Origin of the sequence: Acinetobacter sp. BSP-28 (assembly GCF_044130285.1) — a bacterium.
Lineage (GTDB): Bacteria > Pseudomonadota > Gammaproteobacteria > Pseudomonadales > Moraxellaceae > Acinetobacter.
The window spans coordinates 1-25,936 of the sequence record NZ_JBIQOB010000006.1 but is presented as its reverse complement, the minus strand read 5'-3'; the positions used below and the strand labels follow the sequence as shown (position 1 = coordinate 25,936).

General features: G+C 42.1%; 21 protein-coding genes and 1 pseudogene. 9 read left to right on the top strand and 13 right to left on the bottom strand.

The genetic code is table 11. From position 1 onward, the window contains the following. Positions 1-3 precede the first annotated feature (3 nt). A complete protein-coding gene (locus tag ACE01R_RS05795; RefSeq protein ID WP_395549542.1) occupies positions 4-513 on the top strand; it encodes a GNAT family N-acetyltransferase in 510 nt (169 codons plus the stop codon). A 57-nt stretch (positions 514-570) separates the two neighbouring features. Here ACE01R_RS05795 and ACE01R_RS05790 read toward each other — a convergent pair whose 3' ends face one another. Then, complete coding sequence (locus tag ACE01R_RS05790) at positions 571-1,314, bottom strand: TorF family putative porin (RefSeq protein ID WP_395549541.1); 744 nt, start codon at positions 1,312-1,314, stop codon at positions 571-573. Positions 1,315-1,692: 378 nt separating this feature from the next. Further along, entirely contained in the window at positions 1,693-2,463 is a 771-nt protein-coding gene (locus ACE01R_RS05785; protein ID WP_395549540.1) for a TorF family putative porin, read from the bottom strand. 584 nt (positions 2,464-3,047) lie between these two features. Between ACE01R_RS05785 and ACE01R_RS05780 the strand changes: the two genes are divergently transcribed. Continuing rightward, the gene (locus ACE01R_RS05780; RefSeq protein ID WP_395549539.1) at positions 3,048-4,325 is read left to right on the top strand and encodes an OprD family outer membrane porin; all 1,278 of its coding nucleotides are present in this window, start codon (positions 3,048-3,050) and stop codon (positions 4,323-4,325) included. A gap of 93 nt (positions 4,326-4,418) precedes the next feature. Here the strand turns inward: ACE01R_RS05780 and ppa are convergent, their stop codons facing one another. Both ppa and ACE01R_RS05770 read right to left on the bottom strand, forming a co-directional pair. Continuing rightward, positions 4,419-4,955 (bottom strand): inorganic diphosphatase, encoded by a 537-nt coding sequence (gene ppa, locus ACE01R_RS05775; protein WP_005233448.1) that lies wholly within the window; start codon positions 4,953-4,955, stop codon positions 4,419-4,421. Positions 4,956-5,079: 124 nt separating this feature from the next. Continuing rightward, positions 5,080-5,481 carry an MAPEG family protein gene (locus tag ACE01R_RS05770; RefSeq protein ID WP_395549538.1) on the bottom strand — a complete coding sequence of 134 codons (402 nt, stop codon included), beginning with the start codon at positions 5,479-5,481 and terminating at the stop codon, positions 5,080-5,082. A 105-nt stretch (positions 5,482-5,586) separates the two neighbouring features. Here ACE01R_RS05770 and ACE01R_RS05765 point away from each other — a divergent pair, with 105 nt between their 5' ends. Further along, the gene (locus tag ACE01R_RS05765) at positions 5,587-5,967 is read left to right on the top strand and encodes a hypothetical protein (protein ID WP_395549537.1); all 381 of its coding nucleotides are present in this window, start codon (positions 5,587-5,589) and stop codon (positions 5,965-5,967) included. Positions 5,968-6,015: 48 nt separating this feature from the next. Here the strand turns inward: ACE01R_RS05765 and ACE01R_RS05760 are convergent, their stop codons facing one another. The 6 genes from ACE01R_RS05760 to ACE01R_RS05735 form a co-directional block, all read right to left on the bottom strand. Beyond that, positions 6,016-7,692 (bottom strand): AMP-binding protein, encoded by a 1,677-nt coding sequence (locus ACE01R_RS05760; protein WP_395549536.1) that lies wholly within the window; start codon positions 7,690-7,692, stop codon positions 6,016-6,018. A gap of 148 nt (positions 7,693-7,840) precedes the next feature. Continuing rightward, positions 7,841-10,060 (bottom strand): DNA topoisomerase IV subunit A, encoded by a 2,220-nt coding sequence (gene parC, locus ACE01R_RS05755; RefSeq protein WP_395549535.1) that lies wholly within the window; start codon positions 10,058-10,060, stop codon positions 7,841-7,843. A 164-nt stretch (positions 10,061-10,224) separates the two neighbouring features. After that, positions 10,225-11,544 carry an MFS transporter gene (locus ACE01R_RS05750; RefSeq protein ID WP_395549534.1) on the bottom strand — a complete coding sequence of 440 codons (1,320 nt, stop codon included), beginning with the start codon at positions 11,542-11,544 and terminating at the stop codon, positions 10,225-10,227. A gap of 135 nt (positions 11,545-11,679) precedes the next feature. Then, positions 11,680-12,324: a trimeric intracellular cation channel family protein gene (locus ACE01R_RS05745; RefSeq protein ID WP_395549533.1), complete on the bottom strand. Its 645-nt coding sequence runs from the start codon at positions 12,322-12,324 to the stop codon at positions 11,680-11,682. A 60-nt stretch (positions 12,325-12,384) separates the two neighbouring features. Beyond that, entirely contained in the window at positions 12,385-12,852 is a 468-nt protein-coding gene (locus tag ACE01R_RS05740; protein ID WP_395549532.1) for a YchJ family protein, read from the bottom strand. A gap of 84 nt (positions 12,853-12,936) precedes the next feature. After that, complete coding sequence (locus ACE01R_RS05735; RefSeq protein WP_395549531.1) at positions 12,937-14,514, bottom strand: transporter associated domain-containing protein; 1,578 nt, start codon at positions 14,512-14,514, stop codon at positions 12,937-12,939. A 341-nt stretch (positions 14,515-14,855) separates the two neighbouring features. Between ACE01R_RS05735 and ACE01R_RS05730 the strand changes: the two genes are divergently transcribed. The 6 genes from ACE01R_RS05730 (at position 14,856) to ACE01R_RS05705 (ending at position 21,133) form a co-directional block, all read left to right on the top strand. After that, positions 14,856-15,476 carry a TIGR00730 family Rossman fold protein gene (locus tag ACE01R_RS05730; protein ID WP_395549813.1) on the top strand — a complete coding sequence of 207 codons (621 nt, stop codon included), beginning with the start codon at positions 14,856-14,858 and terminating at the stop codon, positions 15,474-15,476. Between the two features lie 346 nt (positions 15,477-15,822). Beyond that, positions 15,823-17,214, top strand: coding sequence for a multidrug transporter subunit MdtD (mdtD, locus tag ACE01R_RS05725; protein WP_395549530.1), 1,392 nt, complete (start codon positions 15,823-15,825; stop codon positions 17,212-17,214). 65 nt (positions 17,215-17,279) lie between these two features. After that, positions 17,280-18,080 (top strand): GH25 family lysozyme, encoded by an 801-nt coding sequence (locus ACE01R_RS05720; RefSeq protein WP_395549525.1) that lies wholly within the window; start codon positions 17,280-17,282, stop codon positions 18,078-18,080. Positions 18,081-18,140: 60 nt separating this feature from the next. Next, complete coding sequence (locus ACE01R_RS05715; RefSeq protein ID WP_395549516.1) at positions 18,141-19,160, top strand: MBL fold metallo-hydrolase; 1,020 nt, start codon at positions 18,141-18,143, stop codon at positions 19,158-19,160. Between the two features lie 47 nt (positions 19,161-19,207). Next, positions 19,208-20,263 carry a DNA polymerase IV gene (gene dinB / locus ACE01R_RS05710; protein WP_395549511.1) on the top strand — a complete coding sequence of 352 codons (1,056 nt, stop codon included), beginning with the start codon at positions 19,208-19,210 and terminating at the stop codon, positions 20,261-20,263. Between the two features lie 510 nt (positions 20,264-20,773). Beyond that, the gene (locus ACE01R_RS05705; RefSeq protein ID WP_395549510.1) at positions 20,774-21,133 is read left to right on the top strand and encodes a RidA family protein; all 360 of its coding nucleotides are present in this window, start codon (positions 20,774-20,776) and stop codon (positions 21,131-21,133) included. 44 nt (positions 21,134-21,177) lie between these two features. Here the strand turns inward: ACE01R_RS05705 and ACE01R_RS05700 are convergent, their stop codons facing one another. The 3 genes and pseudogenes from ACE01R_RS05700 to ACE01R_RS05690 all read right to left on the bottom strand — a co-directional run bounded on the left by ACE01R_RS05700 (position 21,178) and on the right by ACE01R_RS05690 (position 25,691). After that, positions 21,178-21,723, bottom strand: a complete 546-nt coding sequence (locus tag ACE01R_RS05700) for a DUF2726 domain-containing protein (protein ID WP_395549508.1) — start codon at positions 21,721-21,723, stop codon at positions 21,178-21,180. Positions 21,724-22,072: 349 nt separating this feature from the next. Then, complete coding sequence (locus tag ACE01R_RS05695; protein ID WP_395549506.1) at positions 22,073-24,481, bottom strand: YgiQ family radical SAM protein; 2,409 nt, start codon at positions 24,479-24,481, stop codon at positions 22,073-22,075. A 179-nt stretch (positions 24,482-24,660) separates the two neighbouring features. Beyond that, a pseudogene (locus ACE01R_RS05690) lies at positions 24,661-25,691 on the bottom strand (MFS transporter). Between the last annotated feature and the right edge of the window lie 245 nt (positions 25,692-25,936).

The following is a 25,936-nucleotide window of genomic DNA, read 5'->3' as shown; positions in this document are numbered from 1 at the left end:
AAGATGCATAACTTGCTTATCCGTAGTGAAAATCCTGCTGATCATGCCGCGATTAGCCAGGTGATTGAACAGGCATTTCAAAAGCAGCTCTATTCCAGTCATAATGAACAATTTATTGTCACTGCCCTGCGCAAGGCCAATGCACTGACTATTTCTTTGGTTGCTATTTTAAATCAGCACATTGTCGGACATCTGGCCATTTCACCAGTAGAAATTTCTTCAGGTGTGCAAGGTTGGTATGGCTTAGGGCCAGTAGCTATTTTACCAGAATGGCAACTGCAAGGTATCGGTTCGGCGCTGATTCAATCCGCATTAAACCAATTGAAAACTCATGCAGCCAAAGGCTGTGTGGTTTTAGGTGATCCGGATTTCTATGCCGAATTTGGCTTTAAGGCAGTTTCTGAATTAATCTTGGAGCATGTTCCGGCCCAATACTTTCAGGCTTTGTCTTTTGAGGAAAAATTTCCACAAGGTACTGTGACTTATCATGAGGCTTTTAATGCAAGCTCATAATATTGAATCAAATAAAAAGCGACTCTCATGAGTCGCCTTTTTATTTATAGTTTTGAATTAGAATCCATATTTCAAACCTAAAACAACTTTATTTTTCAAATCAGTGTCATCACGTAATTTACCACCCACGATATAGTCCATGCTTACACTTGCGCCAGTATCACCCAATGGATGGCTTAAACCCACTGTTAAATGACGCAAGTTGAAATCTTCTGTGGTATTTAAAGTTGCGCCTTCAAAATCACCGCTATCAGAATAGTAGTACGCGCCTAATGATGTATTCAAAGTAAAATCTTTCGGTAAACCATAGCTATAACTAGCGAGGAAATAGGTATCACCTGCATTACCCCAGGTTACATCATCTGTAAGTGTTTGCGCAGTAAGACCAAAATTCTTATAGTTTAAGCCCACCAAGGTTTCAAAAACATTTGAATCATCAGATGGATAATAAACGTAGTAAGTACCGCCTACTTTAAAGCCCAGGTCTTCAGTAATTTTGCCACTGAAACCCGCATATAAATCATGTTCAAAGCTTTGTTCACCAGATTCTGCATAACTGATGTCTAATGTAGAACCCCAATATCCAGCATAAAAACCTGAAGAATGACTGTAATCTAAGCCACCTTGAACAGCTGCACCCGAGTTTTCTAGACTTGCTGTATTGCCACGTAATACATATTGTGAAACCACACCAATATTGCCCGAAATAGTATGGTCTGATGCAGGTGCCTCTTCTGCGAAAGTGAACGTAGATGCTGTTGCAACTACAGCTAAAGATAATGCTTTAAGAGTAAATTTCATTATTGGATTCCCCCTACATCGTAGCACGATGCTATGTTTGGTTATTTCGTTAGACTCATATCAGAATTAGCAATAGCTATGCCAAAAAAAAAATTAGGCCTGTAAAAATGTTTTTTGGTAAAATTATTTTTAAATAAGTCTATGTTTTTATAGTTTTTTTGTTTTATAAAATAAATATGCGATGCAGGCAGAAGCGCTAAGGATTATAGGGGCAGATGACTGATGTGAGCTTGGCCCAACGATCCTATAAAATTCATATTTACTTACATCATGCCTCTTTTTAAGGCTATTTTTTCACCATTTTTTTTAATTATGCTTAAAAAAAGTGCACAAATTTAAAGCAATTTATGCACTTTTAAAACTCTTACAGTTTTAGGCTTAAAAACCAAAATTCAAACCGAATACCACCTGATCATCAAAATCTGTATCAAAACGATCCTTACCACCGATTACATAATCTACAGAAGCAGTCGCCCCGGTATTGGTGATTTCTTTACTTAAACCAATACGCGCTTCATTGAAAGCAACATCATTTTTCGTTTCAATCATACTGTCATCACGGCTGCTATTATAAATAGATGCACCTACCGCAGTATTTAGCATAAAATTTTGCGCTAAAGCATAGCTATAAGCTGCACTTAAATACACATCTCCTGCATTAGCAAAAGAAGTATCTGTCAGCATCACCGCCGTGCTGAAAGTTAAATCTTTATACGCCAGTTCACCCAACACATCGAATGCTGTGGTTTTACGTTTATCGCCATTTTCACCATATACCGTACCGCCATTTTGATAGTAATAAGCAGTACCTTGAACTTTATAGCTCCAGTCCTGGTTCAGTTCCTTGCCATACGCGACATAAAAGTCATGTTCAAAGCCATGATCTTTATCTTCATCAGAAGGATCATAACCGATTGTCGAGCCCCAATATCCCAGAGTAATTCCACTGTTATAAGCGTATTCAAGTCCAGCTTGTAGAGTGACATCCTCATTTTCCACACCACCACGGTAAATATATTTATTCACCACTGCAAAACTGCCTGTTAGCTCTCCATTTTCCACCGAAGATGTATTTTCTTCAGCAAGTGCTGACATTGCACTCATAGAAAGTAGTAAAAATAACGCAATTTTGTGTGAAGTTTGCAGCATCACCACTCCTCATAGAATCAGGTTAAGATTCTTGCTCAATGATAAATTCAGCTGCGAATTCTAAATCTTTTTTATACTTTTTGGTCAATTTTCTAAATTATTTCCGCTTGGCTTCTATTCTACTTAAAACCAATAAATAAACTTAATATTGAATTAAATTACATTTTTATATTGAAAAAAATTAGATGATATTTCTACAAATATGAACGTTTTTTAAAGTTTCAAACTCTTCCACCATCTTTCCTCTGAGCATTGATTAATCAGGGCTTTGAAACCATATTAGACTAAAGTATAAAACAGAAAAGTTTCATCAAATTAAGTTTAAGTTGTGGAATTCCGCTCTCTATGAATGACCAGAATTACACAACGAGTTATTTATGCTTTAAATATATTATTGTTTTGTAAAATAATTTTAACAAAAAGTAAACCTTGGTTATTTTTATTGACTAAAAAGTATAAAATTATATTAAAAGAATGCTTAACTTTAATTAAATAAAATATGTTAAAAAATGATTTTTTTGCGATACATTACGTATACAATTCCTCCAATTTAATTCTCCTCTTTTGTATAAGGCCATCTCCCAATGCAAAAAGCTCAAAAACTTACCTTAGCAGTTTTAATTCAAGCTGCCTTAATTTCAACTGCCTATGCCAGTGAACAAAGCGAATCTAAAGGCTTTGTTGAAGATGCTGAAGGTTCTGTATTGTTCCGCACCGGTTATATCAATCGTGATAAAAAAGCGCCTGGCAAGAAAGATCAAAGCTCTGCTGCACAATCTGCAATTGTAAAACTCGAGTCTGGCTTTACCAAAGGTGTGGTAGGTTTTGGTGTAAATGCGGTAGGCGATGCTTCGTTTAAATTGGGTGAAAACAAAAATGCTAACAATGGCATGATTCCTAAGCATGCTGATGGCTCTGCCTATGATCATTGGGCTCGTGGCGGTGCAAGTGTAAAAGCACGTGTTTCAAATACGACTGTTGAGTACGGTACTCAAGTATTAGATATTCCTGTTCTTGCAAGTAACACTGGTCGTATGGTTCCTGAATATTTCACTGGCGTACTTGCAACAAGCCATGAAATTGAAAATTTGGAAGTTATTGCGGGTAAATTCACCAAGAACCAGTATTCGGATCAAATCAATACTGATGGTGAAAACTTAGACCGTGCAGTGGTTTGGGGCGCAAAATATAAAGTTAATGATGCGTTAAATACTGCATATTACGGTGTAGACATTAAAGATAAATTAGAACGTCACTATGCAAATGTGAACTATAAACAAGCCTTGGCAAATGACAGTTCATTTACTTATGACTTCAGCGGCTACCACACTGAATTTGAGCCGGAAACTACATACTCAGCAACAGTAGCAGATCCATCTACACAAAACACCCATAACACTATTTTTGCGGTATCAGGTACATACAATAAAGATGTACACAACCTAATGCTGGCTTACCAACAAAACTCTGGTAACGTAGGTTATGACTACAGTGGCAATGGTGATGGTTATCAATCCATCTATATGCCAAACTCATATTTGTCTGACTTTGTCGGCAACGATGAAAAATCTGTACAGCTTCAATACAGCTATAACTTCAAAAACCAAGGCTTAGCTGGCTTAAACTGGACTACGGCTTATGTGTATGGTTGGGACATTAATGTTGCTGGCAGAACAGACGAAGGTAAAGAAAATGAATTCTTTAACCAGGTAAAATACACGGTTCAAAGCGGTTTTGCCAAAGATGCAAGCTTGCGCCTACGTAACTCTATTTATCGTGCCAACGATGCTTATGAAAATGCTTACATCGGTGATACCAACGAATGGCGTATTTTCCTGGATATTCCTGTGAAATTATTCTAATTCACTCGAATTTCAAGTCATAAAAAAACCTGCACAATGTGCAGGTTTTTTTATTTAAGCTTTAAAACTTTAAAGACTTAAATTGAAAAGCAATTATTTATTTGCTTCTGCATAAGCTGCAATTGAGCTCAGTACTTCTTGTTTCGCAACATCAGCACCTTCCCAACCACTTAACTTAACCCATTTACCTGGTTCTAAGTCTTTGTAGTGTTGGAAGAAATGTTCGATTTGACTAATCAACAATGGAGGAAGATCTGTATATTCCTGAACGTCTTTATAGATCGGTGTTAATTTGTCGTGCGGTACTGCAACCAGTTTCGCATCAACACCACCATCATCTTCCATGTTCAATTTACCCACAGGACGGCAACGAATCACTGAACCTGGTTCAACTGGGTGTGGAGTCACAACCAATACGTCAAGTGGGTCACCATCAAGTGACAATGTATTTGGCACATAACCATAGTTTGCTGGGTAGAACATTGCAGTACCCATGAAACGGTCTACAAATAATGCATCAGAATCTTTATCGATTTCGTATTTGATTGGTGCTGCATTTGCAGGAATTTCAATAATTACATAGATGTCGTTTGGTGCATCTTTACCCGCTGGGATATTGCTGTAGCTCATAGCATCACTCTTTAACAAGTTAAATCTTTTTTAAACCGCGACGATTATAACGGTTTTTGCGTATTAAATAACTTTTCGATTATACATCTGCTGAGTGAAAATATATATTTCCACATTTTCAGGCTCATGTGGTTAATTTAATGACCAGTAGCAACAGACAAATCGGACAAAGTAAGGACAAGGTCCAGATAATAGAACGCAAAGTGGCCCAATTGGCTAAATAACAGATTCCGTAGAAAATACGGAGTAAAATATAGGCAATACCAAAAGTCATGATCAGATTTTGAGAAATCACCATATATTCTGCCATTAAAATGGAGGCAATAAATAAGGGTAAACTTTCAAAACTATTCTGTTGTACCGCATTGGCACGTGCTGCCAAACCAGTGGTTTTAGCCAAAAATTCGCGCGGGTTCTGGTTATCTCTTGCTTTAAAACCGGCTGTTTTTTTCGCAATTGCAGTAAAAACATAAGGCAATAAACATGCGATTAAGATGAGATAGATTATTCCGCTAATGCTTTGCATCTCATTTTTCTCATTAAAATTTTATGCTGCCCATCATAGCATGGTGTTTTCGCAATATTTTTTGTAAATTATAGTGTTTTTATAAATGAGCAATAAGGATCCATAATGATCACTCCTGATCAGGAAAAAATGTTTGATGTACTCGAAAAGCAGCGCCAGCATCAACTTAAAGTGGATCGGGTATTCAAAGTCGTATTGCCTGTTACGGGATTTTTACTTTCAGTCGTGTGTGCCAATTTCAATAGGCTTTCCCTTATTTTTACCATTGTTATTTCTATTCTTGCACTTTGGATGATCGGGATTAAACGCCAGGCCCTTTGGATATGGACGACAGTCGTTGCACTCTATTGTTTGCTCGATAATTTATATAGCTTTGGTGCATTTGATTTACAGCGATACATCTATCAATTCGGTAGCATCACGACCTTTCTATGGATTACCGGGATAGCACGTCCCTATATTGATCGATGGATGTTAAAAGATTAAAAAGCCCAAATAAAAAGCGCCGATCACGGCGCTTTTTTATTGCAGCATTTATGCAGTTTTACGCAAGTCTTTACGTAAGATTTTACCGACGTTGGACTTTGGTAATTCATCTATAAATTCAACATAACGCGGACGCTTATAACCGGTTAAGTTCTCTTTAGCGAAAGCAAGCACTTCTTCAGTTGTCAGTGACGGATCTTTCTTCACCACAAACAGTTTAGGCACTTCACCTGATTTTTCATCAGGTACACCAATCGCAGCAACTTCCAGTACTTTAGGGTGTGTAGAAATCACTTCTTCAATTTCTGAAGGATAAACGTTGAAGCCAGATACCAAGATCATGTCTTTCTTGCGATCGACAATCTTGATATAACCACGAGCGTCCATAATCCCGATATCACCAGTACGGAAGAAACCGTTGACCATGACTTTTTCAGTTTCATCCGGACGGTTCCAGTAGCCTTTCATGACTTGTGGACCACGAATCGAGATTTCGCCTTGCTCGCCAAGTGGCACTTCATTGCCGTCATCATCCAAAATTGCAACTTCAGTCAATGGTAATGGAATACCAATGGTACCGCTAAATTCAGTTGATTGTGGTGGATTGGCTGTTGCAACCGGTGAAGTTTCAGATAAACCGTAACCTTCAATAATATTGGTACCGGTAATTTTCTTCCATGCTTCAGCAGTAGAAGGCAGGACTGCCATACCGCCACCCATTGCCATTTTCAATTTGCTATGGTCAAGCTGTCTAAATTCTTCATTATTCACCAATGCATTAAACAAGGTGTTGACTGCCGGGAAGAATGATGGCTGATATTTACGCAGTTCTTTCATTACTGCAGGCAAGTCACGCGGGTTTGGAATAAGCACGTTGGCCTGACCTTTATACATGCCGTACAGCGCACAAACCATGAATGCAAAGATGTGATAAAGCGGCAAGGCACAGAAAATACGGTCATCCGGTTGCCCATCTTGAGCACCAAATTTACTCTGGAAAATACCGTCGCACTGCAACATGTTCGCAACCAGGTTACGATGAGTCAGTTCAGCACCTTTAGAAACACCCGTAGTACCACCCGTATATTGAAGTACTGCGGTATCACTTAAAGTCAGGTTTGGACGCTTATAATTGCTTGGATTTACCTTCGACATTGCTGCGTTAAAACGGATATATCCTGGAATATTCCAAGCCGGGATTTGCTTGCGTACAGAGCGTAAAACAAAGTTGACCAATGTACCTTTTAAGGCACCCAACATATCACCCACAGAAGCAACAACCACATGCTTCACAGGGGTTTTACCAATAATTGCCTGGTAAACCGTTGCAAAGTTTTCAATAATGACCAACACTTCAGAACCAGAGTCATTTAACTGATGCTCAAGTTCACGAGAAGTATAAAGCGGGTTTACGTTCACAAGTACTAAACCTGCGCGGAAAATCCCCAATGCAACAACAGGATATTGAAGGACGTTTGGCATCATCACAGCCACACGTGTACCTTTTGCCAATCCTAAACTTTGTAAATATGTTGCAAATTTACGGCTAGCTTCTTCCAACTCATTAAAAGTGAGAACTTTATCCATAAAAATAAAGGCGTCACGTGAGCCAAATTTTTGGAAGTTGCGCTCAAACACATCAACCAATGAGGTATTTTCAGCCGGTAATTCTACAGTTTCCGGAATCCCTGTCTTTTGGTATTCAGCGAACCAAATCTTTTCCATAATGCCTCTCACTCCAATCTTAATCCTTAGTTTTTAAACTGTTTTTTTCTTTGCTGAACCTGGTTTTTTCCTTTTGTATTGTTCAACAAAGCATCCATTTGCACGAATTACAACATATATAGCCTATTTCGTATAATGGATGCTAGTTTTATCTTTGAATGAACAGTTTATTTGCTTTTTGATATCCTCGTGGTAAGAGCTGACCTTTACTCCCTCTCTTACCGAGATATTTCTGAAGATCATCGCCTTTTAATTTTAATTGTTGCTGTCCGGCAACCACTTGAATTATTTCATTTAAATTTATCATTGTCATGGATACAATTTGATCTTTGGTTTCGAGTTGTATCAATTTATTACCTTTACCCTTATTCAGACTTGGTAATTCTGACAAATCAACCACCAGCATACGACCGGCTGAACTGAGCAAAGCCACATGCGTCGCCTGTTCAATAGCTTGCAATTGCATCGCTTTGCCATCTTCAGGCACCGTCAGGAAGGATTTACCTGCTTTGGCATTGGTATCCAGTTGTTTCGCCTGGGTTTTAAAACCATAACCTTTAGAACTCAAGGCCAAAACTTCCGTATCATCCTCGGCAATAAATACCTGAATGAAACCCACTCCGCTGGCTGGGGAAAGTTTAGAACTCAACGGTTCACCCAAACCACGTGCCGATGGCAAAGTGTTAATGGCCAGTGCATAACTACGACCGGTTTCATCCAGAACATATACTTTCTGATTGGATTTACCTTGCGCATGACTTAAGTATTGGTCACCGGCGCGGAAATTCAGATTTTCAGCATCGACCTCATGACCTTTGGCTGAACGGATCCAGCCTGCTTCAGATAACACCACAGTCACAGGATCGGCCGGCAACATGTCCTGTTCATTAATTGCCTGAGCATCGGCACGGCGTACGATTGGTGAACGACGGTCATCGCCAAATTTTTTCGCATCTTCTTTGAGTTCATTAATGATCAATGCTTTTAAAGATTCAGGATTGGCCAGTTGTTCGCGGATAATGGCAGCGCGTGCTTCCAGTTCTTCCTGTTCACGGCGCATTTCCATTTCTTCAAGTCTGGCCAAATGACGTAACTTGAGTTCCAAAATGGCTTCGGCCTGAATTTCATCAATATTGAAATGTGACATCAACACCGGTTTGGGCTGATCTTCTTCACGAATAATGCGAATCACTTCATCAATATTTAAGTAGGCAATGATCAAACCAGCAAGAATATGCAGGCGTTTTTCAATTTTATTTAAATGATATTGCAGACGGCGCGTTACCGTATTCTTACGAATCTCGATCCATTCCAGCAAAATGCGGCGAATCGATTTCACTTGCGGACGACCATCGGCACCAATCATGTTCATGTTGACGCGATAGCTGGATTCCAGATCGGTCGTTGCAAATAAGTGACTCATCACTGCTTCGGCATCAATCCGGTTAGAACGTAATACAATCACCAGACGGGTTGGATTCTGGTGATCCGATTCATCACGCAGATCACTGACCAATGGCAATTTTTTTGCCTGCATTTGATCGGCAATCTGGGTAATCACTTTGGACCCCGACACCTGATAAGGCAAGTCGGTAATCACGATTTCATTTCTTTCTATTTTATAGACCGCACGGGTACGGTAACTGCCACGACCTGTAGTCTGTACTTTAAGCAGCTCTTCAGGTGAGGTAATAATTTCGGCTTTGGTCGGCAAATCCGGCGCTGGAATATATTCCGCCACTTTTTCATCGGACAGATTCGGGTTGCGAATCAGCGCGATAGTGCCTTTAACCACTTCACGCAAGTTATGCGGTGGAATGTCTGTGGCCATCCCCACTGCAATTCCTGTGGTGCCGTTCAATAAAATATTCGGTACGCGCGCTGGCAAATTTACCGGTTCTTTCATTGAACCATCGAAGTTATCCTGCCAGTCACACGTGCCCTGCCCCAGTTCAGACAACAGTACTTCACTGTATTGCGACAATTTGGCTTCGGTATAACGCATCGCCGCGAAGGATTTCGGATCATCCGGTGATCCCCAGTTACCCTGACCTTCAATAAAAGGATAACGATAACTGAATGGCTGTGCCATCAATACCATAGCTTCATAACAGGCAGAATCGCCATGCGGATGATACTTACCCAGCACATCACCCACGGTACGGGCCGATTTTTTCGGTTTACCGCTATGCTTTAAGCCCAATTCACTCATGGCATAGACAATACGGCGCTGTACCGGTTTTAAACCGTCACTGATATGCGGCAATGCACGATCCATAATCACGTACATGGCATAGTTAAGGTAAGCTTGTTCAGTAAATTCGGCTACGGAACGATTTTCTGTCGCATGATGCACAAGGCTGGTCATAAAAGCGTGAAATCCTAAATAATTCGTTTTTGTATCTACGTTGTTATGCTATGTCGCAGCTGCGGACTACACAAGGGCAGTAACCCACACTCTGCGACAAATTGTGTCTTATGGACTAAAAATATCCATTTTATAAGGGCCAATCAACTAAAAAATCGGCAATTTTATAAACCAATCGACTCTAAAATTTTACCTTTAGTTTCTTCACCCAGCAGCAGGATAATCAGTGCCACGGCAATTAAAACGGCGGTAAACATCATAAAGACATAGCTGAAACCATGGTCGAGCACCATTATATGGGTCACGGCAAATGGCGCGAAAATACCACCAATACGGCCAATAGCTCCGGCCCAGCCTGAACCGAAGGCACGGATATTGGCTGGATACTGTTCTGGTGTATAAGTATATAAAACGCCCCAGGCGCCCAGGTTAAAGAAGGACATCAAACAGCCCCACACTACAATCTGGGTCACATTGTCGGATTGACCAAAGAAATAGGCAGAGACCGCACACATGGCAATAAAACCCGCCAATGTTGCCTTACGTCCCAATTTTTCCACCAGCCATGCCGCAGCAATATAACCCGGCAACTGGGCCAGAATCATCACCAGTACATACTCAAAAGACTTCACAATGGTATAGCCTTCTTTGACCAGCAAACTTGGCAGCCAGGTAAAAATACCGTAGTAGGAAAATACGATACCAAACCAGATCAACCACAACATTAAGGTACGGCGGGCAAAAATGCCGGACCAGAGTTGAGAGAAGCTAATGTCATGCTTTTCGGCCACCGGTTTGACTTCAAAAATTTCAATCACTTCCACGCCACATTGCGCTTCAATTTTTTTCACCAAAGCATGCGCTTCTTTATGTCGACCCCGGTTAATTAAGTAGGGAACGGATTCTGGTACCATTTTCCAGATCACGATCGCATACAGCGCAGGAATACCGCCAATCAGGAAAGCGGCATGCCAACCAAAATCGGGTATCACAAAACGCGAAATCAATGCTGCAACCAGCCAGCCCAAACCCCAGAAACTTTCCAACAACACAATAAAGCGACCACGGACATGAGCGGGAATATATTCACTCACCAGCGTCACGGCCACGGGTAACTGCCCACCCAGTCCAAGCCCCACAATAAAGCGGAACACCAGCAACCAGGTCAGGTTCGGCGCAAAAGCACAGGCAGCGGTTGCCAGACTATAAATCACTAAAGTTGAGGCAAAAACCATTTTACGCCCCCAGCGATCTGCAAGGCCGCCTGAACACACCGCACCAATGGCCATACCAATAAAACCAATGGAAACCACCCAGCTTTTATCATCCGGGGTCATGGCCCAGTCTTCAGCCATTTTGGCCAGAATAAAGGAAATCAATCCGGTATCCATTGCATCGAACATCCAGCCGAGCCCGATCACCCATAGCAAGGTATAGTGAAACTTACCAATCGGTAAGCGCTGTATACGTGAGACTAAATCCATAACAAGAGCTCTGATTTGGTGAAAGAATGCATGCTGCTTTCCCAACAGGATTTATAGTTGTATTGATTTTTATACGCCAATTTGCAGATGATAACCGCTCATTTCGTCGGTCATTGATCATTTAAATGTGAGATTTTATGAAACATCTTTGGAGGATGCGGACTGTTCGTCGTCATCTTTATAAATAAATTTCGGCATTTCCAAACCAAAATAGATGGCGATACAGCGTAAAGAAAAACCGAAGATCAGGGTCGAAATGACGGTGACTTCTAGGGAGAAGCCAATTTCCTGACAAACCCAGTAACAAATCACGGAAACAAAGGAAATACTGGCATACAGTTCACGGCGGAATACCAAAGGCACGTCATTACACAGAATATCGCGCAGAATACCGCCAGAAACTCCGGTTAACACCCCAGCTACTGCGGAAACCACAAAGCCATGCCCCATCTGCAAGGCAATCTGACAGCCAATGATGGTAAAACCGATTAAACCCAGGGCATCGAGAATCAAGAAGATGGAACGTAAATGACGCATCCATTTGGCAATCAGGATGGTGACAAAGGCAGCACAGCAGGTCAACACCAGATATTCCGGATGCTTGACCCAGGTCAGCGGATAGTGCCCGAGCAATACATCCCGCACCGAACCACCGCCCAGTGCAGTCACACAGGCAATCAGCGTTACCCCAAACCAATCCATACTACGCCGACCTGCCGACAGGGCTCCTGTCATGGCTTCAGCCGTAATCGCAATAATATAAATGACCAATAGCAACATTGCCCTGCTTCCACTGAGGGTTATCGATGCGCGCTATTCTAAGGCAAATCTGGATAAAAGTTACAAAAATTGCGCACAACATTGCTTAAATTTTTTCCCTGAACTGCAAATACAGGGCTGTTTCATAGTGATGTGCATATTTGTGGTCGGATCAAGGAAATACCAGGCACCTTCATGCTTCACAAAATGGGAAATTTCATGATGAATCTGGGCCTGTTTGCCATCATGATAATGTGCCTTAAATTCGACCTGAGCATGGTGTTTATCCAGTTTTTCCTGAGCCTGAATCACTTCCAGCTTGAGCCACTGATTGGCTTTGCTCCAGTCGGCAATGGCCGCCACATCCAGCGCCTGTTGCTGGCCTATTGCTGTAGTTTGAACAATATAGTCAATTTCCTGTTTGGCAAAGGCACTATAGCGTGAATGCATCAATTGCTCTGCCGTTTCTGCTTTGGCTTGACCCAAATGCAGCGGTTGACAACAGCTGGCATAATCACCTCGACCGCATGGACACAAAACTTCTGACATCAATTTTTCCCAATAAAATAGCCCGACTATGCGGACTATTTTAATTCAATCTTGATATTGAAAGATCATCTGTGCAGGATGAAATTAATCTTCAGTCTGATTTTGATTGAGCTGGATGATATGAACCTTATCAATTTTATGACCATCCATCGTCACCACTTCAAAAATATGTTCATCTGCTTCCAGTTTGGCACCGCTTTCCGGCAAACGCCCCAAGTGGAACAGGATATAACCGGACAAGGTCGAATACTGTTCAGACTCATCTACCAGGTCACAACCTAACAACAAGGAAACATGACGAATATCGGTTGAACCTTCCAGCATTAAGGTGCCATCTTCCAGACTTTCTGCAGCGGTTTCAAATTCGTCTTCATCCGGGAATTCACCGGCAATGGCTTCAAGCACATCAATCGGGGTAGCAATCCCTTCAATCGAGCCATATTCATTCAGTACAATCGCTATTTGCAGCGGTGCCTGACGCAATTGCTCCATTACCATCAGCACCTGGGCATTTTCATGCACAATCACCGGCTCACGTAAATGGCTTTCAAAATTCAGTTTTCCGGTTTCGATATATTCGTTCATGACTTTATGGGTCAGCACCACACCGGCAATATTGTCCAGCTCACCATGCGCCACAATCAAACGTGAATGGGTCGTGCTGAGTAACTGTTCTTTAATGGAGGCTTCATCTTCATCCAGATCAATCCATTCCAGTTCCGGACGCGGTGTCATTACCGATTTCACCGGCCGTTCCGACAGCCCGAGTACGCCTTGCACCATCACGCTGTGATAAACACCGCTGTCTTCATTAAAGACTTCATCGGCAAAGGCACGGGTTGCCAACACATCTTCGACTTCATTGTTTTGTGATTCGCTTTTACCACCGAGCATACGCATAACGGCGGAAGCAGTACGGTAACGCAAGTCTGTCGTGGTGACCATCCGCTCCTGATTACGACGCATGGTCTGGTTGATAAATTCCACCACCACAGAGAAACCAATTGCTGCGTATAGATAACCTTTAGGAATATGGAAACCGAAACCTTCAACAATAAGTGAAAAACCGATCATCATCAGGAAGCCGAGGCACAGAATCACCACGGTCGGATGTCTGTTCACAAAGCTCATCAGCGGTTTGGATGCCCACAGCATGATACCGACGGCAATCACCACAGCAATCATCATCACCGACAGGTCTTTGACCATGCCGACTGCGGTAATCACGCTATCCAGAGAGAATACGGCGTCGAGCACCACAATCTGAACGATCACCATCCAGAATGCGGCATGCACCGGGTTTTCTTCTTTCTGGGGTTGAGCGCCTTCTATGCGCTCGTGTAATTCCATGGTGCCTTTAAAAAGTAGGAATACGCCACCAAATAGCAGAATAAGGTCACGGCCGGAAAAAGGATGATCCAGAACATGGAACAGTGGCTGGGTCAAGGTCACGACCCAGGCAATGGAAGCCAGTAAAATTAAGCGCATACCCAAGGCAAGGAGCAACCCAACGATACGGCCAGCATTACGCTGTTCTGGAGGCAGTTTTTCCGCCAAGATGGCAATAAAAACCAGGTTGTCGATACCCAGTACAATCTCTAAAACTACTAAAGTTGCCAGTCCAATCCATGCCGCTGGATCTGACATCCACTCAAAGATCATTGGATGTTCTCCTGTGCAGGATGATAAGGGACCGATTTTAGAAAGTTGATATTAAAATCGCTGAATATGCGATGAACAGCATTCTGTCTATTTTTTGCGGAAGCATTGAAGTGTTCAGAGCGAGGACAACCACTACCCATGTTGATTCATTTGTTGGAAAACAGATTTTTAGTATAGCAAGATGAAGTAGAAATTCATCTTTTTTTGCTTGCTGCGCTGTTTTTCACTCACCCAATTTCAACAAATCTTTGCAAAGTCAGTATAAGGCTGATCATGCCGTGTCATATTTAACAGTTAAGCTAGAGACTGAAAAAATAAAATGCTATGGTAAAAATATAATGATGAACAGTGTATTAAAAATGACTCCCAAACATAACAATCCTACTCCTAAAACAACTCAACCTTTAATTGCACTCTACTGTGGTTCACGTTCAGGCAATAAGCCAATTTATCAGGAAAAAGCCGTGGCTTTGGCTCAGGCTTTGGCAGACCAGGGTTTCGGCATGGTCTATGGCGGTGCCAGTATCGGTCTTATGGGGCAAGTCGCTGACGCCGTCAGACAACGTGGCGGTGAAACGGTCGGAGTGATTCCTGAATTCATGCTGGATTATGAAATTGCCCATAATCAACTGACCGAATTACACATTGTACAAAGCATGCATGAACGTAAGGCCATGATGGCTGAGCGGGCCAGTGCTTTTGTTGCTTTGCCCGGCGGTTTAGGCACTTTTGAAGAAATTCTGGAAATTGCCACCTGGGGACAGTTAAATCAGCATCAAAAACCGATGATGCTATATAACGTGAATGGCTTTTATGATGCCCTGATTACCCAGCTGGATCATGCTGTCAGTGAAGGTTTTTTACCTCCGCAGCATCGCGCCAAACTGATTATCTGCAATCATGCCGATCAGATTATTAATGCCATTAAAAATCTGGATGCACCAAAACACTTTGCCATTTAAACCTATGTCCAGACAAAAAAAAGCGAGCTCAAGGCTCGCTTTATGGCCTCTTTACTAATATTGCATGAAAGCCGTTATTTATTGACTGTTGCCCGATGTCTCCCCTGCCCCTGAAGTTCACCCATGCTCCAACAACAACTGCTGCGCTAGCATCAGCTTACCCACAGAGGATAAGGGCTATTTGATGAAATAAAGCTTTTCGAGGTTTGGAAGACATCCATTTCAAATAATAAAATAAGCCGCCAAACAGAAACTGACGATCTCTACCCTAAATTTTGAAAATGTTTTACTACAACCCAATCAGCATATTCATTTACACTCTGTAAAAAATCACTTTACTATTTTTATGAACGCCACACCTTCGCATCAAGCCCTACAACCTGAATTCCGACTGTTGGTGCTATTGGTCTCGATTGGTTTTTTTATGCAAGGTTTGGATACGACCATTGTCAATACTGCAATTCCGGCCATGGCAGCCAATCTGGCTGAAGATCCGCTCCAGATGCATAGCGTGGTGGTAGCCTATGTGCTTTCAGTGGCAGCCTGCATTCCTTTAAGCGGATGGCTGGCCGACCGTTTTGGCGTGCGCAATACATACTTTGCCGCCATTATTATTTTTACGCTGGCATCACTGGGCTGCGGACTGTCCAGCAGTTTAAACCAGCTGTTGTTTTATCGGGTCATTCAGGGAATTGGCGGTGCATTGTTACTGCCTGTGGGCCGATTGGCCATGCTGAAGGTGATTCCGCGCACCCAGTTTTTATCTGCCATGAGTTTGATGAGTCTGGCCGGCCTGATGGGTCCCCTGATTGGTCCGACATTAGGCGGATGGATGGTAGAAGTAACCACATGGCACTGGATCTTTTTAATCAATATTCCTATGGGGCTGTTAGGCGTTCTGATTACCTTTAAAGCCATGCCGAACGTAACAGAACCCACTGTCAAACCTTTTGATTTTTCAGGTTTTATCTTCCTGGTCGTTGCCATGGTCGGACTTTCACTGGGTATTGAAAACTTTGCCAGTCCGCATCAATCGTTATGGTGGAGTATTGGGCTGGTAATTGCGGGTGTATTGGCGGCTATTATGTACGCCGTTCATGCCCATACACATCACAATGCGCTGTTCCGTAGCACATTATTTAGCAATAAAATTTATGCTATAGGCATTATTGGTAATTTCTTTGCCCGCTTAGGCGGCAACGCCATGCCCTTTCTTATCCCGCTGATGTTACAGGTCGCCTTTAGCTTTGAACCCTTTATTACCGGTCTGTTGATGATTCCAACCGTACTCGGTTCTCTCGCCTCCAAGCCAATTATCCGTCAAATCATTCAGCGCTTCGGTTATCGCAAGGTATTACTGGTCAATACCTTATTGGTAGGCACCTGTATTGCCAGTTTTGCCCTCACCACGGCGGATACTCCAATCTGGTTAAGAACCCTACATTTCTTTGTTTTCGGCATGCTGAATTCTTTGCAGTTTGTCTCCATGAATACCCTGACCCTGAAAGATTTACCTCAGCAAGATGCCAGCAGCGGCAACAGCTTTTTGTCGATGATCATGATGGTATCCATGAGTATTGGCGTGGCTTTGGCGGGAACCTTGGTCAATATCTTTACCGCATATTTCGGTACCGAACAGATCGTGACGGCTTTCCACACCACACTCATTTGCCTGGGCTGTATTAACCTGATTACTGCAGCCATTTTCTGGCAAATTCCACGTCATACACCAGTATAATCCGACGGCATCAGAAACAACGTGGTCTGAATGTTCAGATCGCGTTATCATGTGCTTGATAAATCATGCCCAAATTATCTATGCCTAAAAAACGATTATCCAAGCACAATCACCACAAGCTTTATGCCTCTTGCATTGGCCTTATGCTGAGCTGTCTTGCAATCGTACTGTATGTGTTTGTCTTGCATCATAATCCTGCTTCGGCACAGGAATATCCGGTCAAAGGTTTTGATGTATCACATCATCAGGGAGAGATTCAGTGGAAACAAATTTCACCGAAAACCTATCAGTTTGTCTATCTGAAAGCCACTGAAGGTGGTGATTTTAAAGACCGAAAATTTCAGGACTATTGGCTGCAAGCACGTGAACATGGCTTGATGGTCGGTGCCTATCACTTTTATCGTTTATGCCGTGATGGCGAAATTCAGGCGCAAAATTTTATTGAAACCGTGCCCAATAAAACCGATGCCTTGCCCCCAGTGATTGATCTGGAATATGACAGTAATTGCATCAATACCTATACCAAGGAACAGCTACTGAAAGAAATTCAGGTCATGCATGACCGGCTGTATCAGCATTATGGCAAGCAACCGATTTTCTATATTTCCAAAGCTTTCTATAACATAATTTTGGCGGGAGAGTTTTCAAAAACCCCGCTGTGGGTCCGTGAATATCACGGCAAGCCGGATTTAAAAGGCAATCCAAAATGGCTGTTCTGGCAACATACCAATCAGGGACAAATTAAAGGAATCCCTAAAGTGGTGGACTTGAATGTATTTAATGGCGATCAATATGACTGGATCAGTTTTTTAGAAAAAAATAATATTCACACTCAGAAATCAATTGAAAATTTACCGAAAAAATAACAAGATAAGTCCAAGCTTTTAATCACAATAAAAATAAAACTGCATAAAAATGGGAAAATTATGTCGATTAAAAAAGAACTTTGGGTTTCATTGGGACTGGTCATTCTGTGTTTGGTGGCTGGCATGGTTTTTTTACTACAACCTTCCGGTCAAATGTCTAATTTTCAAAAATGGCAATATCAAGCCTCTGCAAAAACAGCCTCATCTTCGATGCTAACGGTGAAGTTTTTTGGTGTTTCGACGCTACTTTTTGATGATGGCAAAACCCAGATTTTAATCGATGGATTCTTTAGTCGCCCTTCCCTGTCTCAAGTGCTTTTTCAGAAAATTCAAAGTCAGCCTGAAGTGATCCAGCGGATGATTCAGCAACAACACTTACAGCGCACTCAAGCTATTTTGGTCACGCATTCACATTATGACCATACGCTAGATCTTGCCGAGCTTGGCAAACGACTTCCACATACGAAAATTATCGGTTCAAGCAGTACCTTGAATATCGCCCGTGGCGGACAGGTTGCAGAACAGCAACTCATCCAGATTCAACCCTTTAAAGCCATGGTTTTTGACCAATTTACAGTCTCTGCCATTCCATCACAGCATACGCCACCGACGGCAGTCAACAATGACCTGGGTGAGGAAATTAAACAGCCACTGCACCTTCCTGCCCGCTTCTCGGCATTTAAAGAAGGCCATAGTTTTGACTATCTGATTGAACATTCAGGACATCGTATTTTAGTCAAAGCCAGTACTGGTGCCATTCCAGATCAACTCAGGAACTTGCAAGTCGATACACTATTTTTAGGTATTGCTCAACTGTCACGCCAATCGAAAGAATTTCAGCAGTATTATCTGGATCAAACCCTGAGAAGCTTAAAGCCAAAAGTCGTGGTACCGATTCACTGGGATGATTTTTTCAAATCTGTTGATCAGCCTTTGGAATTTTTACCTTATCTGGCAGATAACACCGAGCAAAGCCTCAAGATTCTGATTGAAGCAGCGGAGCAACAACACACCCGGCTAGTTTTACTTAGTCAACCTGTGTCGTATCTACTTGATCCTGCTCTACAATCTGACCCATGAAGATGAGATACTGAGACTCAGCGTGTACAGGCAGAATTTGGGACTGCATGAGAAAAATCATTCACATCGATATGGATGCCTTTTTTGCATCTGTGGAACTGAAAGACCGACCGGAGTTAAAACATTTGCCTGTGGTCGTATCTTCACATCATCCACGGGCAGTAATTTGTGCAGCTTCCTACCCTGCGCGTGAGTTTGGATTGCGCTCTGCCATGTCGATGGCACAAGGCCGAAAGCTTTGTCCACACGTGGTCATCATTGAACCCCATTTTGAAAAATATCGTGCCATTTCTGCCCAAATTCATCAGGTGTTTCAGCATTACACGCCACTGATTGAACCCTTATCTTTAGATGAAGCTTATCTGGATGTCACAGAAAATCTGCAAAATATTCCAAGCGCTACTGAAGTGGCCATGCGTATACGCGAAGAAATTTTTCAAGTGACTGGTTTAACTGCATCGGCAGGGGTCGCACCAAATAAATTTTTAGCCAAAATTGCTTCAGACTGGAACAAACCGAATGGCATTTGTGTCATTAAGCCCTCACAGGTGCAGCACTTTATTCAGGATTTACCGCTAAAGAAAATTCCCGGTGTAGGAAAAGTGATGCAAGAAAAGCTCAAGCTGCTGCAATTGCAAACGCTGGGAGATTTACAAAAAATTGAGCAAAATGTACTGGTTCAACATTTTGGCAAATATGGCAAACAACTTTTTCTCTATGCTCAAGGCATTGATGAACGTCCGGTTCAGGCTGAGCGTGAACACCAGCAAATTTCCAAGGAAACCACCTTTGATGATGACCTGACCTTAACACAATGCCAGAACTCTTGGCCTCGACTGATTGATCAGGTCTGGAGCAGTTTAGAGCGCAAACAACTCTGTGCACGTGGGGTTTCGGCCAAACTCAAGTTAAAAAATTTTCAGGTCTTACAACACAGCAAGAGTTTTAAACAGCCCTTGCAAAATCGGCAACAACTGGAACAGGTACTGCAACAGCTAATCATTGAAATGCATATTCCAGAACATTTTCAGTTTCGCCTCATTGGCGTTGGGCTGTACCAGCTTTCGGAGCAGCAAGATCAGTCACAGCTTTCTCTCTGGTAATATTTGCATATTTTTCAACCAAAAGAAAGAAATTAGACCAATTGATTACACACAAGCATGATTTTTGCGGTACTCTATGGGCGCGATACATTTATCCATGTAGACGCCGAGATGCTAAAAATCACCTTTACTTTTAGCATACTGTCCTGTGATTGGCGTGACGATCAAATCCGAATGTTACAGGGCAACTCTGTTAAACAGCATGGACCTTCTCTCGCATCTCTGCTGTAAATATCTTTATAAATCCCTCAAAACCGCATACTTCATACTGCACTGAATCATTTTATTCATGCTGCTGTCGATCAGTCCGCTGTGCTCCTGTATGTTCTGATTATCCCCGTTATTTTTAAAAATCTTTTTTTGTGACAGTTTTAGCTTAACAAGCACTGCTCGATAAGTGATTTACGCTCACAGCTCATGGCATTATGATGTTGCCATCTACCAGGCTACAAGCTGTGTACCCTAAATATGGCTCGCAGCAATTATGCCGAAAAATAAAGGACTCATATTATGGCAGTACAACGTCTGCATGTTGAAAAGCGTTTTTCTGAAATTGCCATTTCAGGCAACTTGGTGCATCTGGCTGGTCAATTGGCTTCAGATACAACGTTGGATATTAAAGGTCAAACCCGGCAAACGCTGGAAATCATTGATCGCTTGCTGGCAGATGCAGGTACAGACAAAAGCCAGATTATGTCTGTGACTATTTATTTAAAAGATATTGAAAATGACTATGCGGCGATGAATGAAGTCTGGGATGCCTGGGTCGCTGATATTGAAGCTCTGCCCCGCACCTGTGTCGAAGCCAAGTTGTATGCCCCTGATGTTCTGGTGGAAATGACTGTCACTGCTGTTCGTGCAGCGAATTAAAAAGCCAAAAAAATAAGCATGAATGACTTCATGCTTATGGTGATTTAACCTAACATGCGGATTTTCTTCCGCCCCAAATCCGGATAAAAATCATACTTTTTTATTGAAGCTTCTGTTAACTGATCCAGCTGAGAATCAGCAGGCTTTTCCATTAAAAAATCTTGTCTTAACTGGAAATATTCCGGTACATCTTCATAGCGAATCACCCGATACCCGGCCATTGCCAACAGTGCATCCTGATATTGGGCATTTTGCGGGTGTCTTAAAACCATCGGATCATCCAGTGCAATAATGGCAGAAACCTGATGGTGTTCATCAAGAATCACAAAATCTGCCACCATATTGCGATATTTATGGCGTGTACGGCTGTATTTGGTCGTCAATAAAGCATCAAATGAAACATGAGCCAACACAGTACTGTTCGGCAATATTTCTTTGAGGCGTATAAATGTTATTTGTTCATTAATATTAAAAATAGCTCTTTGTTTTAAAGCACTATCTTGCTGCTTAGTACTGCTTTCCAGACTTTTCCAAGCCTTCAGCAGAACAGCAAACAGAAGTAAACTTCCAACCAAAATATAAATTATCATCCTCTTAGTCCTTTAAATTTTTATAGTCTTTTCGGTGTCACACCGATGATTGTTATGAAATTCAGTATACAACGATTATTTTTATTAAATATTTCAAGTAATCAAACTGCATTTAATCATGACAAAATCATCATAAATGCTGACAAAAAGTTGCACTGATTTTATTTTTACATCTATGTCCAGATTTAATCCATTTTCAGACATAAAACTACTGTATCTCAAGGCCCAGTTGGGATGCAAGATTACTTTTTAATATTGTCCTACAATTCCGATGAACTGTTTCATTACCCAATATTTTTTAAATTAATGATAAAAAAAGAACGCCTGAGCGTTCTTTTTTACTTTTAAATCAAGCTTTTGATTTAGGCTTAGCTTTAGTGTTGGATTTAGAACCCGCAAATGGACGTTTTTCACCCGTTTCACGTGGTGGTAAGCCGGTATGTTGAGTCAAGATCTGACCTTTTTTAGGACGATGATTGCCATTTGTATTGGAAACATTACGTGATTGATTACGTGCAGTATTTTCACCTGTACGTTTTGCAGAATCTCCCGCCAAGGTCGAGTTTTTCTTGCGTGCAGACTGATATTGTCCTTCTGTGCCTTGTGGTTGGTAGCTTGGAATCAGATGTTGTTTTGAATTACCAATCAAGTCTGAGCGGCCCATTTCTTTCAAAGCTTCACGTAACATTGGCCAGTTATTTGGATCATGGTAACGCAAGAAAGCCTTGTGCAAGCGACGACGTTTCTCACCTTTGACAATATCCACATTTTCCGTATAACGCGCCACTTTCGCCAGCGGGTTTTTACCGGTGTAATACATGGTGGTTGCTGTGGCCATTGGCGATGGATAGAAGGTTTGTACTTGGTCGGCACGGAAACCATTCTTCTTCAACCAAATCGCAAGGTTCATCATGTCATAATCGGTGGTGCCCGGATGCGCTGCGATGAAGTAAGGAATCAGGTACTGTTCTTTACCTGCTTCCTTACTAAAACGCTCAAACATTTGTTTGAAACGGTCATAAGTGCCGATACCCGGTTTCATCATCTTCGACAATGGACCTTTTTCGGTGTGTTCAGGCGCAATCTTGAGATAACCACCGACGTGATGGGTTACCAGTTCTTTGACATATTCAGGGTTTAATACTGCCAGGTCATAACGTAGACCAGAACCAATCAGAATTTTTTTAATGCCTTTTAAAGCACGTGCTTTACGGTATAACTGCGTTAACGGTGCATGGTCGGTATGCAGGTTCTGACACACGCCCGGGAATACACAGGATGGTTTACGGCAATTCTTTTCAATTTCAGGATCTTTACAGTGCAAACGGTACATGTTGGCTGTTGGGCCACCCAAGTCCGAAATAATACCGGTAAAGCCCGGTGCAGTATCACGAATCTTTTCCACTTCACGAAGAATCGATTCTTCAGAACGGTTTTGAATAATACGACCTTCGTGTTCGGTAATTGAACAGAACGTACAACCACCAAAACAGCCACGCATGATATTCACAGAGAATTTGATCATGTCAAAAGCCGGGAAGCGTGCATTACCATAAGCAGGATGTGGCAGACGTGCATAAGGCAAGTCAAACACATAGTCCATTTCTTCCGTGGTTAACGGAATTGGCGGTGCATTTAGCCACACATCACGTTCACCATGTTTTTGTACCATCGCGCGCGCATTACCCGGATTGGTTTCCAAATGCAAAATACGGTTGGCATGTGCATAAAGAACAGGATCATTGACTACTTCTTCAAACGCAGGCAAACGAATCACAGCCAGTTCACGTGGTGGCAATTTATGTTTAATGGCTTTGGAAGCGGGTTGCAACTGCACAATTTGTGTATCGGCATCCAGATGATCGCCTTCACGGACAATCGGATTGGCAACCAGTTCTTTTTGGAAATTTTGATATTGAGTTAAAGAATTACCTTTATCTTTTTCAATTTCACAGCCATCCAAATCTTCAGTCATCACATAGGGATTGATAATCGGATCAACACGGCCAATTGCATCCACATCATTGGATGCGATTTCAACGAACTTGGCTTTAGAAGCACGGTTATGTTTATTGACAATAAATGCTGTACCACGTACATCGGTGATGTCGGTAATTTTCTCGCCTTTGGCCAAACGGTGCATCACTTCAGTAATTGAGCGTTCACCATTACCATACATCAGCAAGTCAGCTTTCGAGTCCATTAATACCGAGCGACGTACTTTGTCTGACCAATAATCATAGTGGGCGATACGACGTAAAGAGGCTTCAATACCACCAAGCAATACCGGCACATCAGGATAGGCTTCACGTACACGTTGGCAATACACAGTTGCCGCACGATCAGGGCGTTTATTCGGCACGTTGTCGGGTGAATAAGCATCATCTGAACGGATTTTACGATCGGCCGTATAACGGTTAATCATCGAGTCCATGTTCCCTGCCGTGACACCCCAGGCAATATTTGGTTTACCCAATACGCGGAATGCTTCCACATTGGTCCAGTCCGGCTGGGCAATAATCCCGACACGGAAACCTTGAGCTTCCAAAGTACGGCCAATAATGCCCGAACAGAAAGAGGGATGATCGATATAGGCATCACCGCAGACTAAAATAAAGTCACAGCTATCCCAGCCGAGTTGATCCATCTCCTCGCGTGACATCGGCAAAAATGGCGCAGGTTCAAAACAAGACGCCCAATATTTGTCGTAATCAAACAACGCTTTTGGCGCAGTCTGCATGGTATAAGCAGTAGACATGGCTAGCAATTCTCGGCTGGCAGATGATGGAAGATCTGAAAATTAGATCAAAGATGAAAGCCGACCATTTTAGCATGAATTAAGCTCAGCTTGCTTGATTATAATTTGTACAAAACCAGTGGTTTAATTTATCTCATATAAATGTTTTTATCCAAGATGCTTGAACCTAGAAAATCTGGCTAATGCGTAACTCGATGTTTGAGTTTTAAGGCTAACAATAAACCCAATCCCAAAACAAAACTGATAAAGAACGTTAACCCCATCCAGCCGAATCTTTCCCAGACCAGACCACTACTACTTCCCATAACACTGGAACTCATGTAATAGCAAAACAAATATAAAGATAAACCCACAGCACGATACTGCAATGACTGTACGGAAACCCAGCTACTGGAAGTTGAATGGGCAGCGAAAAACGAAAAAGTAAAAATAAGCAGCCCCAGTAAAACCATAACAATGGAAGGAATCCACATCATCCACAAAGCAAGCAACATGCTGAGTAACATCAATGGTAAAACTTTATCCCGTCCAAATTTCCGACTCCAGCTGGCCGCACGGGGGGAACTATAAATTCCAGCCCAATAGGCAATTGCGATTAAACCAATCCACGTCTGTGAAAATTGAATGGGATAAGGTTTGAAATGTTTTGAAGCAGGTAAGATCAAATAAAATGCAATTGCAATCTCCAGATTCAACAATCCAATGATTAAAGTCGCGGCCTGCCAGGAAATAAAATCGACCAATACCCCTGCAATGACACGCCCCCCATGCCACCAATGGCCGTGCCAGAAATATACAGCCCCATAGCAAAACCAATATCTTTTTGCGCAATTTCTTCTCCAATATAAGTCATTGCTACAGCAGCAACACCACTTACTGTCAGTCCAACAAATACCCGAGTGGTTAAAAACACTTCCCAAACAGGAACAAGTGAACTCAAAATAAGTAAACTAGAGGCTAAAAATAACGAATAGACCATGATTGGTCTACGCCCAAAGCGATCTGAAATCAATCCTGTAAACAACAAACCAATAGCCAAGGCAATAGTGGATACAGAAAGTGGAAAACTGCTTTGGGTGGGACTCACCTCAAAATACTTCGACAATAAAGGCATCATCGGCTGTACACAGTACAGGGATGAAAAAATGGCAAAACCGGCTAGAAATAAAGAAAAAAGAATAGCTTTAAAAGCATTTGAGCCATATTCAATATAACTTGAAGATCAGTTTGAGGACATATCCGCTCCATAGAGTGGACAAGTATACGCCTCTCAACTTCATTTTTATGTGATGATTCCGTCTAAATAGCGAGCATATAATTTTTATTCGTTAAATCCCGCGCATAAAAAAAGCCCCCTGTCCGTTAGGATCAGGGGGCTTTAGAATAATGAGCTGGCGATGACTTACTCTCACATGGGTAATCCCACACTACCATCAGCGCTAAGAGGTTTCACTT